Source organism: Parasutterella secunda (assembly GCF_024733725.1).
In the GTDB taxonomy this organism is placed as follows: Bacteria; Pseudomonadota; Gammaproteobacteria; order Burkholderiales; family Burkholderiaceae_F; genus Aphodousia; species Aphodousia faecalis.
The window spans coordinates 119,950-133,836 of the sequence record NZ_JANRHP010000003.1 but is presented as its reverse complement, the minus strand read 5'-3'; the positions used below and the strand labels follow the sequence as shown (position 1 = coordinate 133,836).

The 13,887-nt window shown below is 41.6% G+C and carries 14 protein-coding genes; 4 read left to right on the top strand and 10 right to left on the bottom strand.

Annotation, left to right across the window (positions count from 1 at the left end; all coding sequences use genetic code 11):
• The first annotated feature begins 12 nt into the window (after nt 1-12).
• Nucleotides 13-438 carry an HIT family protein gene (locus NW199_RS04165; RefSeq protein WP_258333711.1) on the top strand — a complete coding sequence of 142 codons (426 nt, stop codon included), beginning with the start codon at nt 13-15 and terminating at the stop codon, nt 436-438.
• Here NW199_RS04165 and NW199_RS04160 read toward each other — a convergent pair.
• From NW199_RS04160 to NW199_RS04150, 3 genes are read right to left on the bottom strand one after another with little or no spacing between them, the layout of a single operon-like run.
• Nucleotides 435-1,253, bottom strand: a complete 819-nt coding sequence (locus tag NW199_RS04160; protein ID WP_258333710.1) for an SPOR domain-containing protein — start codon at nt 1,251-1,253, stop codon at nt 435-437. The genes NW199_RS04165 and NW199_RS04160 overlap by 4 nt on opposite strands.
• Nucleotides 1,250-2,014 carry a type III pantothenate kinase gene (locus NW199_RS04155; RefSeq protein WP_022472286.1) on the bottom strand — a complete coding sequence of 255 codons (765 nt, stop codon included), beginning with the start codon at nt 2,012-2,014 and terminating at the stop codon, nt 1,250-1,252. Before NW199_RS04155 ends, NW199_RS04160 begins: the two co-directional genes overlap by 4 nt.
• Nucleotides 2,011-2,763 (bottom strand): biotin--[acetyl-CoA-carboxylase] ligase, encoded by a 753-nt coding sequence (locus tag NW199_RS04150; RefSeq protein WP_258333709.1) that lies wholly within the window; start codon nt 2,761-2,763, stop codon nt 2,011-2,013. Before NW199_RS04150 ends, NW199_RS04155 begins: the two co-directional genes overlap by 4 nt.
• Before the next feature lie 138 nt (nt 2,764-2,901).
• Between NW199_RS04150 and NW199_RS04145 the strand changes: the two genes are divergently transcribed.
• Genes NW199_RS04145 through menA form a run of 3 tightly spaced genes read left to right on the top strand, consistent with a single transcriptional unit; the run spans nt 2,902 to nt 5,277 of the window.
• Entirely contained in the window at nt 2,902-4,077 is a 1,176-nt protein-coding gene (locus NW199_RS04145) for a D-alanyl-D-alanine carboxypeptidase family protein (protein WP_249091647.1), read from the top strand.
• Nucleotides 4,078-4,084: 7 nt separating this feature from the next.
• Complete coding sequence (locus tag NW199_RS04140) at nt 4,085-4,351, top strand: YbeD family protein (RefSeq protein ID WP_258333708.1); 267 nt, start codon at nt 4,085-4,087, stop codon at nt 4,349-4,351.
• Nucleotides 4,351-5,277, top strand: a complete 927-nt coding sequence (gene menA / locus NW199_RS04135; protein ID WP_022472290.1) for a 1,4-dihydroxy-2-naphthoate octaprenyltransferase — start codon at nt 4,351-4,353, stop codon at nt 5,275-5,277. Before NW199_RS04140 ends, menA begins: the two co-directional genes overlap by 1 nt.
• Nucleotides 5,278-5,320: 43 nt before the next feature.
• Here menA and NW199_RS04130 read toward each other — a convergent pair whose 3' ends face one another.
• The 7 genes from NW199_RS04130 to dnaN all read right to left on the bottom strand — a co-directional run bounded on the left by NW199_RS04130 (nt 5,321) and on the right by dnaN (nt 13,828).
• On the bottom strand, nt 5,321-6,265 hold the full coding sequence (locus NW199_RS04130; protein ID WP_258333707.1) for an ABC transporter substrate-binding protein: 945 nt from the start codon (nt 6,263-6,265) through the stop codon (nt 5,321-5,323).
• An 11-nt stretch (nt 6,266-6,276) separates the two neighbouring features.
• Nucleotides 6,277-6,987, bottom strand: coding sequence for an ABC transporter ATP-binding protein (locus tag NW199_RS04125; RefSeq protein ID WP_022472292.1), 711 nt, complete (start codon nt 6,985-6,987; stop codon nt 6,277-6,279).
• On the bottom strand, nt 6,984-7,730 hold the full coding sequence (locus NW199_RS04120; RefSeq protein ID WP_258333706.1) for an ABC transporter permease: 747 nt from the start codon (nt 7,728-7,730) through the stop codon (nt 6,984-6,986). Before NW199_RS04120 ends, NW199_RS04125 begins: the two co-directional genes overlap by 4 nt.
• Before the next feature lie 27 nt (nt 7,731-7,757).
• Entirely contained in the window at nt 7,758-8,459 is a 702-nt protein-coding gene (locus NW199_RS04115) for a BON domain-containing protein (RefSeq protein WP_258333705.1), read from the bottom strand.
• 623 nt (nt 8,460-9,082) lie between these two features.
• A complete protein-coding gene (locus NW199_RS04110) occupies nt 9,083-10,048 on the bottom strand; it encodes a 5'-nucleotidase (protein WP_249091653.1) in 966 nt (321 codons plus the stop codon).
• A 49-nt stretch (nt 10,049-10,097) separates the two neighbouring features.
• Nucleotides 10,098-12,587, bottom strand: coding sequence for a DNA topoisomerase (ATP-hydrolyzing) subunit B (gene gyrB, locus NW199_RS04105; protein WP_258333704.1), 2,490 nt, complete (start codon nt 12,585-12,587; stop codon nt 10,098-10,100).
• 122 nt (nt 12,588-12,709) lie between these two features.
• Nucleotides 12,710-13,828 (bottom strand): DNA polymerase III subunit beta, encoded by a 1,119-nt coding sequence (gene dnaN, locus NW199_RS04100; RefSeq protein ID WP_022472444.1) that lies wholly within the window; start codon nt 13,826-13,828, stop codon nt 12,710-12,712.
• Nucleotides 13,829-13,887: the final 59 nt, after the last annotated feature.

Here is a 13,887-nt window from a genome sequence, read left to right as displayed (position 1 = left end):
GTGGAGATTACGATGGATTGTGTTTTATGTCATCCGCAAAAGGAAAATGTTGTTTGGAAAAATAAAGATTTAAGAGTCATTCAGGTGGATGACCCTCTATTTCCTGGCTACTTCAGAGTTATTTGGAATAAACATATTGCTGAAATGTCGGATCTGACCGATGATGAGCGGCAGTTGTTGGAAAAAGTTCTCTTAACTGTGGAAAAAGTAGTCCGAGAACAAATGCAGCCCGATAAAATCAATTGGGCACAATTTGGCAATATGGTTCCTCATTTACACTGGCACATCATTGCCCGGTATCGGGACGATTCTCATTTTCCTGAGTCAATTTGGGGGTTGAAACAAAGAAAAGTGGCTGAGGAGAAAGTACAACAGCTAAAAATTAAAGCTAACAACGCCGCAGTTGAAATTCAAAATCGTCTGAACAGACTATTTTAAGAGCCACACTCACTGAGGACTTGCCCATGTTTTTTGGCAAGTCCTTTCAGCGCATCAATTTGTTCATCTGACAGCGCTGCAAAAATCAAATTCACTTTGTCGGTTGGGCTGCCAATTATTCGAGTCATGCGAAGGTCGTTCATTTTAAGCCGAGCCTTTGCGCTTTCAAGAAATTGCTGTGCTTGTTCTTGTGTTGAAAAACTGCCTAATTGAACAGCATTTAATAGAGGCCCAGAATGAATAACGCTTGCTGAACGATAACCCTTTTTTCTCACCTGATCAGCTAATGCTGCCGCCCCTTTTTGGGTAGTAGTCGGAATAATAAAAACAACATGTGAGTCGGCAGATAAAACGGACTCAACACGGACCACTTCCAAAAGCTTAGCGGATTCGATTGAGCGGTTGATGGCAGGCAAGACACGTCTGGAAAGGGGACCCATTTTGTAGCAAACCGGTAGTTGATCGGTTAAAACAACCTTAGATCCGACTTTTTCAATTGGTAGATTTTGAGACAAAGAATCAAAATTTTTCTGTGCGGCTGAATCTTCGATCAAATCTTTTTCTTTCTCTTGATCGGGCTTCTCTAGGACCACAGGAGCCGATATTTTTTGAGCTTTCTTCTGATATTGCTCAATGTAATCTTGCAGATTTTGAACGGGCTCAATGTTGCCCATTGCCTCAGGAAAAACCTCCTGCTGAGCACGATCAGTGTAATGAGCGGAAACTTCCTGCGGTTCTATTACCCAATCCTTAAGACCATCCCAAGCATAGATGACCACACACAGTAGACACAGGATTATTGCCAATGCTCTCATCTTACAAACTCGCCATTGGCACGTAGTGCTAAACCCCTCAGCACTAAATTGTGTTTGATAATGCTATTAGGAAATTCTTTTTGTAGATAGGGTGCAAAACGACTGACAGCACCACCTGCCAAAACCAAAGTCGGTTCAAAGCCGTGTTGCTGCATTACTCTCATTCCCCTCTCGATTAATCCTAATTGAGAATCCACAATACCGGTCACAATTCCGGTCATGGTATCGGTTGGAAAATCCTCATACTCTCCATCTGCTTTCGGTAACGTAGCGGTGCCTGTAACAAGACTGTCTCTCATTAAAACAACACCAGGAGCAATTCTTCCACCCGCAAAGACCATTGCTTCACCTTTAGGAAAGACGCAATCCACAGTTGTTGCCGTCCCAACATGAACAACTAAAAGGGGCCTGTTTGGCAAAAAATAAATGGCACCAATAGCTGCGTGCCAACGGTCTGACCCTAATTGTGTTGCTGTTTTATAGGAATTAATTAAAGAAAATGGACCGTCATAGCGCTCTTGAGCTTTTAACCAAGTAACTTTTGAACCCAAAGACTCAATCAGACGAGTTACAGATAACGTCAGGTCCCTGGAAGCCACAGAGCAACCATAGACATGCTTATAAGGAATTTTTTCCAATGAAGACAATAACTTCTCTGAAAAGTTATGTGTTCCACCATGCACAATGGTATGGGGAGATTCCGGATCATCCGTTGTCGCCCACTTGAGCGCCGTGTTGCCAAGATCAATTAATAAATTCATTTCTTCTTAGACCGAATACTGATGCTGCCCGATTGCAAGACCTTTATTTCCTGATTGGTACGGACCAGCAAATGACCTGTCTCATCAATTCCCAACACAAGAGCATCGTAAGGTTCACAACCTTCTTCAAGGACACTCACGGTTTGGTTTTTATAAGCTGCAATTGTATCCCAGAGCGCTTGTGTTCGTTTTAATCCTTCAGAACGGACGTTATTGATGGCAAAAACGACTGCTGAAGATAAAAGCTTTAACCAAAACTCAGTCTTTTCAATGTCAGATACAGGCAGTGCATCAGCAAGACAAGCGCGGCCGTACCCATCATCTCTTAAGCCGTCCTTTAAATTCAATCCAATCCCGACAACCAGCACAAAACGGTGATCCGGACTTTTGGTTGTTTCTACAAGAATGCCTGCTAACTTTTTTCCGTTTAAAAGGATGTCATTGGGCCACTTTACCTCAGCCTTGACTCCTTGTTTTCGCAAACTTTCAGCTACTTCTGTACCAATTGCCAGCGTCACACCACTAATCTCACGCAAATCTCGTCCAATCGACACGGCTACAGAGAACATCAGGCAATGATCACCTCCATCCCAGTGTCGTCCCCTGGTTCCTCTCGCATTTGTTTGATTGATTGCTCGGCGAACAACAATAGCGGACAAAATTTCTTTCTTTGCTCTGTTTAGCAGATCTGTATTCGTTGACCCCGTCTCCGGCACACATTCATATTGAATACTTAAAGTATTTTCCATGGTTGTTGATCCTTTAATAAGTCAATGAAAAAACTGCTAATGAGCGTAACAAAAGATTTAAAAAGCCTTTAAAATTACCCGCTTACATTTAAAATATCGACGGTTGACTCCATTTAAGAATTCACTGACGTTTAGCGAATGATAAGACTGTTTTTTTCTTTCCTCTGTATTTTATTGGGTTTCGTGAGTGTAGCGAATGCGGCGGCACCACAATTGAAATCTCAATCCTGGATTCTCGTCGATCGGTTAACGCACACTACGCTGGCTAATAAAAATGCAGATGTCCGTACCAATCCGGGAAATACCGTTTTACTGATGGTGCTGTATACAGCAGAAAAAGCGATAAATGAAAAAATCATCAGTCGCACATCTTCTATTACCGTAAATAACGATGCACTGTCTATTCCTCCATTAAATGCCGCTCGTTTTTATTTAGAGCCCAACCAATCCGTCACAGTATCGGATCTTGAAAAAGCCATTGCAGTCATGGGGGCTAATGATGCGGCGGTAGCGCTAGCCGAGGGGATTTACCAAACGATTGATCGCTTCGTTGAGAAAATGAATGAAAATGCCAAAAAGCTAGGCATGAAAAACACTCATTACACTTCTTTAATTGGCACCAACGATAAAAATCAATACTCTACCGCTCGCGACACACTGATTTTGGCCAACGCCCTGTTAAACGATTGTCCGGAACTCAGTGATATTTGGACGATTAAAAGTCTCAATAATGGTGTATTGAACCACAATAACAGCAACAGTTTTTTGTGGCGAACCGAGTCCATTCGCGGCTTACACCGTTCACATTTTCAGATGAAATCATGGGATAGTGTTATCTATTACTCACGTGATTATGTTGAGGCAGATACACGATTTTCGCGTGAATTGTTAGCTGTAACGTTAGGAGCTGAAAGCGACCGACAAAATACCGATGACACAATGAAACTGGTCAATTGGGGTGCTGATAACTATAAAACTTTACTGCTTTACCCTGCTCTCGAAACGATTGACCGTTTGCCGGTTGAATTAACCGATGATGGAAAAGTCCGTGTAGGTGTGAAAGAAAACGTTTATGTTACGCTTCCGCGTGACGCTATTCTTCAAAAAGGAATGAAGGGTTTTTCGGCGACAGTATCTCGTCTGGATCCTCTGGTTGCTCCGATAAAAGAAGGAGAACGCATAGGCGAAATAACCGTATACTTCAACAAGAAAATAGTGGCTAAAAGTGAATTAGTTGCATTACATGATGTTCAAAAATCAAACTTCTGGCGTCGGCAATATCAACGCCTAAAAGCACTGGTCGGATTACAATAGAGCTATTATGAAACAAGAAAAAGAATTGCTTGAATTTCCTTGTGATTTCCCCATTAAGGTTATGGGATTTGCTGATCCCCAATTTGCCAGTACCATCGGGGGGTTAGTTAAGGAATTTGATCCTTTGTTTAACCCGGAAACAATAGCGAGAAGGCCGAGTAAACAAGGTCGTTATGAGGCTTTGCATATTGTCGTACATGCCACTGGACGAGAACAACTCGATTCAATTTATATGGCATTAACACATCATCCGATGGTCAAGGTTGTTCTCTAATGACTGATGTTGAGAACGTCTCCGCCCACTCTGTAAAAGCTTGGTTACTAGCCATACGCCCAAAGACATTTGGCGTGGCCGTCGCTCCTGTGTTGGCATCTTTAGCTGTTTGCTTGTCTGACACTGGATTCATTAATCCGGTTACGGCTGCATTAACGGCATTACTGGCCATTGTTATGCAAGCGATTACCAACATGGAAAACGACTCTGGGTATACCAAGAGAAAGGCGGAAAGAACAAACAGAAAAGGTTTGCCAAGAGCGACTTCATTGGGACTCTTAAGTATTAAAGAGGTAGAAATCGGAATTTTGATCGCTTCTCTTATTGGCGTTGCGATTACTATTTATTTCATTTACCTGACGCATTGGTTCTTTTTATTAGTAACAGTCGCTTCTATTGCTGCCGCTTACTTATACATGGGAGGACCTCGCCCGATTGCCTATACTCCCTATGGTGAAATTGTTGTCTTTATCTTTTTTGGATTGGTAGCTGCAATTGGCACCTATTATTTGCAGGTCCAAGATATCTCGGTCACTATTCTTATCGTTGGGTGTGCGCTTGGACTCATTGCCTCTGCGGTTTTATGTGTTAATAATTTCAGAGACCGTGAGCATGATGAATCTATCCATCGCTACACCATGGCAGTTGTTTTAGGGAAATCGCTTACCGTTGCTGCATACCGATTAATGTTATTTGTTCCCTATGGTTTAATCTTATGCATTGTCGCCATGGATTGGACTCGCTATCCCTATCTTTTAGTTTTTATTTCTTTATGGAAAGCGTGGAAATTACCACAGGAACTCACAAATAAAACAGGATATGAGTTAAACGGTACCTTGTTTGCGACCGTTAAATTAGAAGTCTTTTTTGCACTCACTTTAACCTGTGGTGCTTTGATTCATGCTTATTTGAAATGGTTCGTGTAACAAGCGCTGAAACCTATTTAGATTTCAGCGCTTGCCTCAATGATTATTGGCGGGCCATAGGCAGGACTAATTGATCAGTATTGACCTTATTTTGCATCATGCCATTTTCAATCAAGAAAGTTTGATCTAATTTAAGGCTATTCATATCGTTATCGGTAATGACATCAAAGTAGTGACTCCATTGTGCTAACTTCTTTGCGTCATCCAAGCTCACGCCCTCTTCTTTTGCTCCCATGGCAATAGCCTGTTCATAGTTATCACCAATCCACTTAGTGGTTTGTCTATGAACTTTGACAATTCTTTCTAGCAAGGGCTTATTTTCCTTAACAAACTTTTCGCTAGCAGCCATGACCAATAAAGGATTAACATAACCGTCTGCCGTAACAATGGTCTTTGCCCCAGAAGCGTTGGCCTTAATAACCAATCCTGCTGCTAGCAGAGCGGCGTCCACATGCCCACCCAACAAGGCTGCTTGTGCTTTGGCAGGATCCATTTGGAGAAACTCAACATCTTTGATATTCATGCCTTTTGAATTCAGGGCAGCCACCAAGATTTGATGTAACGCTGTTCCTTTGGGTCCTGCTACTTTCTTTCCCTTTAAATCTTCGATTTTCATCTGCTTGCCGGGTTTACCCACTACAGCAAATACTTGGGTCGGACGAGCAACCCCAGTGGCTATGTAGATCTTATTGCCTGCCCCATTAGCCATCAATAATGATGCTGTATTCATAACAGCACTTACATCAAGCGACCCCGCAGCCATAGCCTGAGCTTGTTGAGCTCCTGAATTAATGGATACCCAATTAATCTTAATACCGTCCTTTTGAAATTCTTTTTCCAAAAGCTGGTTTTGTTTCATCACAATATTTTGAAGATTAAAAGGTGACTTCACGTAAGCAACATTAATTTCAGATGTAGCTGCTTGTGCTGCTGACAACGATCCTGCCAAGACCATCGCGGTAACGAGTAATAATTTTTTCAATGTCATTTCCTGCCTCACTAAGAATGAGTTAAAAGATTCAAAACTTTTGCTGCGTATTCAACAACGTGCATATTGGTTACTGTTCGGGGATGCGGTAAATCTATATTCAGCGTATCCACTACCTTTGCTTGAGACAAAACCATTACCCGATCAGCTAAACGAACTGCTTCATTGACCTCATGAGTAATCAAAACAACGGACATTTTCTTTTGCTGTTGGATTCGCTCAAAGTCGACTTGTATTTGCGCTCGGGTTATAGCGTCTAGAGCACCAAAAGGCTCGTCCATCAATAAAATATCTGGGGACTGCACTAATGCACGAGCCAGAGCAACCCTTTGAGCCATCCCACCTGATAATTCTGAAGGATAATAATTTTCTGTGTGGCTTAATCCCACCAACTCGAGCACCTCACAAACGGTTTTTCTCTGTTTTTCTCGAGATTCTTTTCGAATTGGCAACGCAACATTTTCGAAAACCGTTTTCCAAGGCAATAACCGATGATCTTGGAAAACGACCCCAACTCTTCTATTGCTCTCAATTTGAATTTGCCCCTTTGTTGGCATGAGCAAACCAGAGATCAAACGAATCAAAGTACTTTTACCGCAGCCACTTTTTCCTATAATGGCCAACACTTCACGATCGTACAGTTCTAAAGAAAAATCTTTAAGAATCCAATGTTCGTACCCCGGGTAGCGAAAACTGACATTTTGCACGCTTGCTATCGTCATTTTTTACTCCAAGGAGCGACTTTAAAGAGTGCCTTCTGAAAAAGGAAATCTCCCAAAATACCCAAGATGGCAATCATAAAAATGCCAACAAACACTTGATCGGTACGAGCCATCTCGGAGGCATCAGAAATTAAATAACCAAGCCCAGAAGAGGCGGCGATTAATTCAGCACTGACCAATGCTCTCCAACTGTAGCCGAATCCAAGGCGCAACCCGGTAAAAACTGCAGGCAAAGCCCCTGGAAACTCTATGTGTTGAATTTTCTCAAAAGTACTTAAATTCAAAGTTTCAGCTAATTCCCCATAACGGTAATCTAATTGCTTAAATCCACTATAAGCATTTAGATAAATAGGAAAAAAACTGGCTAAAAGGACGATGGTTAATTTAGCAGTTTCCCCTATTCCCAACCATAAAATGAGTAAAGGAATTAAGGAAAGAGGAGGAATCATCCGCAAGCTTTCAAGAATCAAACGGGATTGAGTATGAAGAGTTTCATACTTTGCAAAAAAATAGCCCATGGGTAGTGCTATTAATGCAGCAATGATATATCCCCCAAATGCTCTTCCTAGACTGGATTGAACATGCACCCAAAGAAGACCATTTTCACAAAGCTCTATAAACGCCGCAAAAACAGCCTCCGGGCGGGGCAATAGATAAGGATTAACCCACGAAAAAGCGGACGCAAACCACCATAGCGCAAAAAGCGCTACAGGCATCCATAAAGATAGAATCACTGAACGCACGTCGCTAACCGCAAACGATAAAAACCGTTATTGCAAACGCACTTCCGTAGAAGAAACTGGTTCTTCAACAATGTTATTCGTTGTCGTGTAGGCCGGTTTTTCAGCTTGAGGCTGAGACAATAATTTGAGACGTTCTTGGACTTCTCGTGTACTTAACACTTCAAACGCTGTGACGACTGATTTAGTACCCGGAACACGGGAAGCTATATCAGCAGCCTTTTGTGCTTCTTCCTGAGTGACTAGGCCCATCAGATAGACAATGCCACGATCAACAGTTACCTTCATTTGATTTAAAGATACTCCTGATGTGGTGATCAACTGTGTTCTTACCTTACCGGCCAATGTAGAGTCAAACATTCTTTGTGTCACAGAGGACACAGGCCCCACCATTAATTCATTGACAACAGAACTGACTTCTAAACTATTCTGAGCCACGCGCTGAGCTGTTAGTTTGTCACTCTCACTTCCGACTTCACCTGTTAATAAAATACGACGATTGTAAGAAGTTACAGTCAAGTGAAGATTATTTGGAATGGCTTGAGAAATTTCATAATGAATCCTCTTTTCCATCACCTCATCGGCCATTTGAGCACCGGTTGTACGACGATCGGTCGTAACAAAGGCCGTTGTACCGACTGCACCGCCGATCAAAACAGGAACACAACCACTCAAAGCGGTAACACCGAGAGTAACTGCAGATAGCGACAAAATAATAGATTTAATACGCATATTTATCCAACCTTTACGTGTCTACTCAGTATAGTAGCATTACGCATCAATGAGAATGATTTAATTATTTGAGAAGTTATCACGATTTATTGCTCTTGTGTAAAAGGCCTGGATATCTTTGTGAATATTTATTTAAAAATGTGGATAACAATCAAAAAAGATAGAAGCTTAAAAGTTATCCACAAAAACTCACATTTTATTCATACGATGTACACAGACAAATCAATCAAATAATAAACAGTCTAATTAATTGAAAAATAAAACAAAAGAGAACTTATCCACCGAAAAAGTTTCGCTTATTATTATGACTATTAATTAAAAATAAAAATATGACTTATTAATAACTTTTCATCACAAATGTCATCAATCCCCCTTGTTTCTTACTAAAAAATTGTGGATAACTTTGTGGATTATTTGGGATAACCTATTTAAGTCTTTGTTATTTCGGACAAAAATTTATAATTCGCAAAATTATGCGTATATGTTATATCTATTTGATTTATAAATAAAAAGTGTAAATTTGATAATACTCAGAATATTGATAATAAAGCCTCAATCCCCTGACACTAGCGGGATTGAGGACCTTTATTTTTTGTGGATAACTTTGTGGATAAATCTTTTAATTAGTCTGATTGTTTTTCTAACAATGTTTTAACAGAATTTTCTCTCGTTACACCAAAAGGAATTAATACACTTGGAACAGCATGAGCTGCAGACTGTAAGTGCTGAATTTGGTCATCAAAGAAAATATGAGGGCGAAGCTGTTCAAGGACAAACTGCTTGGGCATACCGTCCATTAGAAAAAGTTCTGCGGCATTCATTCCCCAGCTTTTTAGTGTTGTAATCAGTCTTTCTTCGCTTGGTGCTCCTCGGGATGTGACAATCGAGATCCTAATAACCGGCTGATAATAAGGATCTTCTTTTCCCCTTCTCTGCATGTCTAATTGTTGAAAGTAGGCTAACTTTTTAAAAAGTTCGGTTAAAGGGCCGGCGTTATGAGGTGAGTCAACATGTTTACTTTCATAATCTTGGAAACCCTCTAACCCTGATTGTTTGTATTGCTTTTCACTGTCGTCATCAATGACAACCCCATCGAAATCAAAGGCAATTCGTAATCCTTTATCTTCCTGATCATCTTTGGCCTTTGAAGGAAGCACCAAACCGGCCGGATACCCCATTTGAGTGGCTTCTAAAACACTTTTACTATTGGCACTTAAAAATAACGATGCTCCATAAGCCTTCATGTAGGGAAATGTTGGCTGTCCAGAGGTAAAAGCCCCTCCTCGGATGGGCAGTTTGTAGTATTTACAAGAATTAAAGAAACGTTGGCCGGATTCGGGACTATTTCTGGATAAAACGATAACTCTGAAAGGTTCTTCCTCTTTTGGAAAATATTCATTTAGACTCAATAAACGCCTGACAAAAGGAAAGGCAACACCAGGATTTAAAGGCGTTTGTACGTGCTGAGTTTGGTAGTCTCTATAAGCTTCGATACCTTGATCTTCAAATATTTTGTGCTCAGCCTCTAAATCAAACAATGCTCGGCTGGAAACGGCGACAACTAATTTTTCGTGTGTAGTATCAGGCATTGTTGTTTATCCTAAAAAAAAGCGGGAGACTTAATCTCCCGCAAGTGTATTAAATATCAATGTTATTCACAAAGAGCGCGTTATCTTCAATGAAACGTCTTCTTGGTTCAACATTGTCTCCCATCAACATGGAGAAGACATTATCTGAACTGGCCGCATCCTCCAAACGAACTCTCAACAACCGTCTATTTTCTGGCTGCATCGTTGTTTCGGCTAATTGCTCAGCGTTCATTTCTCCCAAACCTTTGTAGCGTTGACGAGTCAATCCAGAACTTGCTTCATTCATCAGCCACTGAATAGCTTCTTCAAAGTTTTTAACGGGATGGGATTTATTTCCACGAACTACACAGGCGCCTTCAGCCACAATTCCCTGTAAATCTTGAGCGGTTTTTACCAACAAAGAGTAATCCGCTGTATTTAGGAAATGAGCGTCCATTCTGGAGTGCCGGACATTCCCATAGACCATTCTTTCAATAGCCAGATAAACACGGTGAGTTTCTTCGTCTTGTTTGGCGATCACCTTTAAGTGTTTATCGCGAATTTGATCCATAAGGGCTTGTGCCGAACGTTGTGCGTTCTCAAATGTGTCAAGATTAATCTTCACACCAGCAGTGATTGCTAGGAGTACAGATCGATCAATCACCAAACTCAAACGTTGAAGAACCTCAGAACTTTGAATGTAGCTGTCGGCTAATTTTTCAAGCTCAGTTCCCCAGATTTTCTCTCCTTTTTGGAACGCTTCTTCATTTCTATAAAGCTCAGCGTCTTTGAGAGCAATCTCTAAGATAACCTTGTTGTATTCATGGTCATCTTTGACATAAATATCTTTTTTATTGACCGTGATCTTATACAACGGGGGCTGAGCAATGTACACATAACCGCGTTCGATTAAAGGCGTCATTTGACGGTAGAAGAAGGTCAACAGCAATGTTGAAATATGTGCACCGTCCACGTCAGCATCAGTCATGATAATGATGCGGTGATAGCGCAATTTTTCGATATCAAAATCCTTACCGATGCTACATCCCAGTGCCAAAGCTAAGGTACGGACTTGTTCGCTATCAAGTAACTTCTCGTGTGAAGCTTTTTCAACATTCAAAATTTTGCCTCTCAAAGGCAAAATAGCTTGATTCTTACGATTTCTACCAGTCTTGGCAGAACCGCCTGCGGAGTCACCTTCGACTAAGAAAAGTTCGCTTAAAGCCGGATTTTTCTCTTGGCAATCAGCCAGTTTTCCAGGCAGGGACCCTGACATCAGTACTGATTTTCTACTCATGTCGCGAGCTTTTCGAGCCGCTTCTCGCGCACGGGAAGCAGCAACGATTTTTTCGCAAATAGCATGAGCTTCAGCCGGATTCTCATCCAAGTAACTGGCTAACTCCGTATTAATGACATCTTCAACGGCGGGTCTGACTTCACTTGAAACCAGTTTATCTTTCGTTTGCGAACTGAATTTTGGCTGCGGTACCTTGACAGAAAGGATGCAAGTCAAACCTTCTCGCATGTCCTCACCATCAATGTCATTTTTAAGTTTTTTATCCAAGCCTTCCTTAGAAACGTAATTCTTAATGACTCTGGTCATTGCACTTCTAAGACCAGTGACGTGCGTTCCCCCGTCTTTTTGGGGAATGTTATTGGTATAAGCAGTCAAGCGTTCGTTATAAGTGTCATTCCATTGCATTGACACTTCGACCGTAACCGGTACGCCTTGAGACTCTACGGTTTTTAAGGCATAAAACGGTGTTTTATGTAAAACAACTCTATTTTGATTGATGTATTCAACAAAGCCTCTTACGCCGCCTTGTGCATGAAAACGTTCTTCTTTTCCGGTTCTTTGATCCAGTAAAAGAATATTGACGCCGGAATTTAAAAACGACAGTTCTCTCAAGCGTTCAGAGAGTCTTTCAAAACTAAAGGTAATGTCGCTGAAGATTTCTTTATCAGGATAAAAATGGACCAGCGTTCCGCGTTTATCAGTCGGTCCCAAATCAATCATAGGCGACACTTCAACCGGGCCATTGACCGTTTGGATAATTTCGGTTTGTCGATTGATCAGCTTGCCTCGTTCAAATTCGAGAAAGTGAGCTCTATTTTCTCGGCAAACGGTCAACTTCAACCATGTAGACAATGCGTTAACGCAAGAGACGCCGACTCCGTGAAGTCCGCCTGAAATTTTGTAGCTATTTTCAGAAAACTTTCCGCCTGCATGCAGTTCGGTTAAAGCAATTTCAGCTGCACTGCGTTTAGGTTCATGTTTATCGTCCATCTTGATGTCAGTCGGAATGCCACGACCATTATCTTCAATGGAGACAGAGCCATCTGTGTGTAATGTGACGACAATTTCATCAGCAAAGCCGGCTAATGCTTCGTCAATCGAATTATCGACAACCTCATAAATTAGATGGTGAAGACCAGATCCGTCTGCGGTGTCACCAATATACATACCGGGACGTTTACGAACGGCTTCTAGTCCTTCCAATACTACGATAGAGGCTGCACCATAGTCATTCGGATTGAGTTTTTTATCAGCTTCACTCATAAATTTTTTCTCTTAAAAACTTAAAAACAGTCTAAAAATTGCTTCTCTTAATTGTCAGGACACCCGCTCTGAAGGTATCCAGAGCGGGTGTGTTATACATGAAATCACGCTACGCACGCGCATTAGGTGCGCATCGGCATAACAACATACTTGAACGAAGAATTATCAGGCATGGTTACAAGCATTGCACCAGTGTTGCTATGCAATGCAAATTGAACCTCTTCACTGCGCAAGTTATTCAAAACATCTTGCAAGTACAAAAGGTTGAAACCAATTTCGATGTCAATGCCGTTGTATTCAATGTCCAAGACATCCTTGGCTTCTTCTTGGTCAGAGTTGGTACTTTGAATTGTCAGGGTGTTATTTTTAAGTTCCCACTTGACACCGCGAAGCTTGGCATTAGCCAAAATAGCGGTTCTCTTTAAAGCACCGAGTAAGACATCACGCTTAATAACAAAGATATTGGTGTTATTGACCGGAATGACACGGTTGTAGTCCGGGAACTTTCCTTCCACCAATTTTGAAGACAAGGTAATGTTGCCCCAGGTAATTCGAATTTCTGCTTCAGAGATAGCAATAGTGATGGACTCATCGCTATCAGGAATCAAACGAAGCATTTCCATGACTGTGCGGCGGGGAACAATACATTGAATGTTTTGTGTCAGTGCAGATTCTAATTTGCCTTCACAGTAAGCCAGACGGTGACCATCTGTGGTGACCACACGAATGACATCACCTTCTACAGATAACAGCATACCGTTTAAGAAATAACGGATGTCTTGTTGGGCCATTGAAAAATGAACCAACTGGAGAAGATGACGAATTTGATTGGCAGGGATAGCAAAGCTTTGTGTGAATTGAGCTTCAGGACGATTCGGGAACTCGTCTGCCGGCAATGTGTTGAGCTTAAATGTACTCTTTCCCTGTTTGAGCTCAACTGTCGGGTCAGACTGACTGGGCTGAGACAACGTCACTTCAGAGCCGTGATTAAGTGCACTAATCAAGCTCTGTAACTTAGCGGCATCCACTGTCACACTGATATCCGGACCTTCTGCTCCAATGTCGGCAAAAGTTTTGATTTCAATGTCTAAATCAGTTGCAGTAAAGTCAACGCGTGTGCCAACCTTAGAAATCAAAATATTGGACAAAATGGGCAGCGTTTGGCGTTGCTTTCCGACAATCCCACTGACAGCCTGAACCGGAGTTGCGAAAGCTTCTCGCGGGCTCTTGATGATCAACATTCCCTTATCCTTTTAAACAAGTAAACCATCTTCAACAGGCAAATCACCTGCCGTTTAAC

What these genes read in the sequence shown, in the direction of transcription:
- NW199_RS04150 (WP_258333709.1), bottom strand. Translation starts at nt 2,763, where the DNA reads ATGGAAAATACTTTAAGTATTCAATATGAATGTGTGCCGGAGACGGGG.
- NW199_RS04110 (WP_249091653.1), bottom strand. Translation starts at nt 10,048, where the DNA reads ATGCCTGATACTACACACGAAAAATTAGTTGTCGCCGTTTCCAGCCGA.
- menA (WP_022472290.1), top strand. Translation starts at nt 4,351, where the DNA reads ATGACTGATGTTGAGAACGTCTCCGCCCACTCTGTAAAAGCTTGGTTA.
- NW199_RS04115 (WP_258333705.1), bottom strand. Translation starts at nt 8,459, where the DNA reads ATGCGTATTAAATCTATTATTTTGTCGCTATCTGCAGTTACTCTCGGT.
- NW199_RS04160 (WP_258333710.1), bottom strand. Translation starts at nt 1,253, where the DNA reads ATGAGAGCATTGGCAATAATCCTGTGTCTACTGTGTGTGGTCATCTAT.
- NW199_RS04125 (WP_022472292.1), bottom strand. Translation starts at nt 6,987, where the DNA reads ATGACGATAGCAAGCGTGCAAAATGTCAGTTTTCGCTACCCGGGGTAC.
- NW199_RS04140 (WP_258333708.1), top strand. Translation starts at nt 4,085, where the DNA reads ATGAAACAAGAAAAAGAATTGCTTGAATTTCCTTGTGATTTCCCCATT.
- NW199_RS04130 (WP_258333707.1), bottom strand. Translation starts at nt 6,265, where the DNA reads ATGACATTGAAAAAATTATTACTCGTTACCGCGATGGTCTTGGCAGGA.
- NW199_RS04155 (WP_022472286.1), bottom strand. Translation starts at nt 2,014, where the DNA reads ATGAATTTATTAATTGATCTTGGCAACACGGCGCTCAAGTGGGCGACA.
- NW199_RS04145 (WP_249091647.1), top strand. Translation starts at nt 2,902, where the DNA reads ATGATAAGACTGTTTTTTTCTTTCCTCTGTATTTTATTGGGTTTCGTG.
- gyrB (WP_258333704.1), bottom strand. Translation starts at nt 12,587, where the DNA reads ATGAGTGAAGCTGATAAAAAACTCAATCCGAATGACTATGGTGCAGCC.
- dnaN (WP_022472444.1), bottom strand. Translation starts at nt 13,828, where the DNA reads ATGTTGATCATCAAGAGCCCGCGAGAAGCTTTCGCAACTCCGGTTCAG.
- NW199_RS04165 (WP_258333711.1), top strand. Translation starts at nt 13, where the DNA reads ATGGATTGTGTTTTATGTCATCCGCAAAAGGAAAATGTTGTTTGGAAA.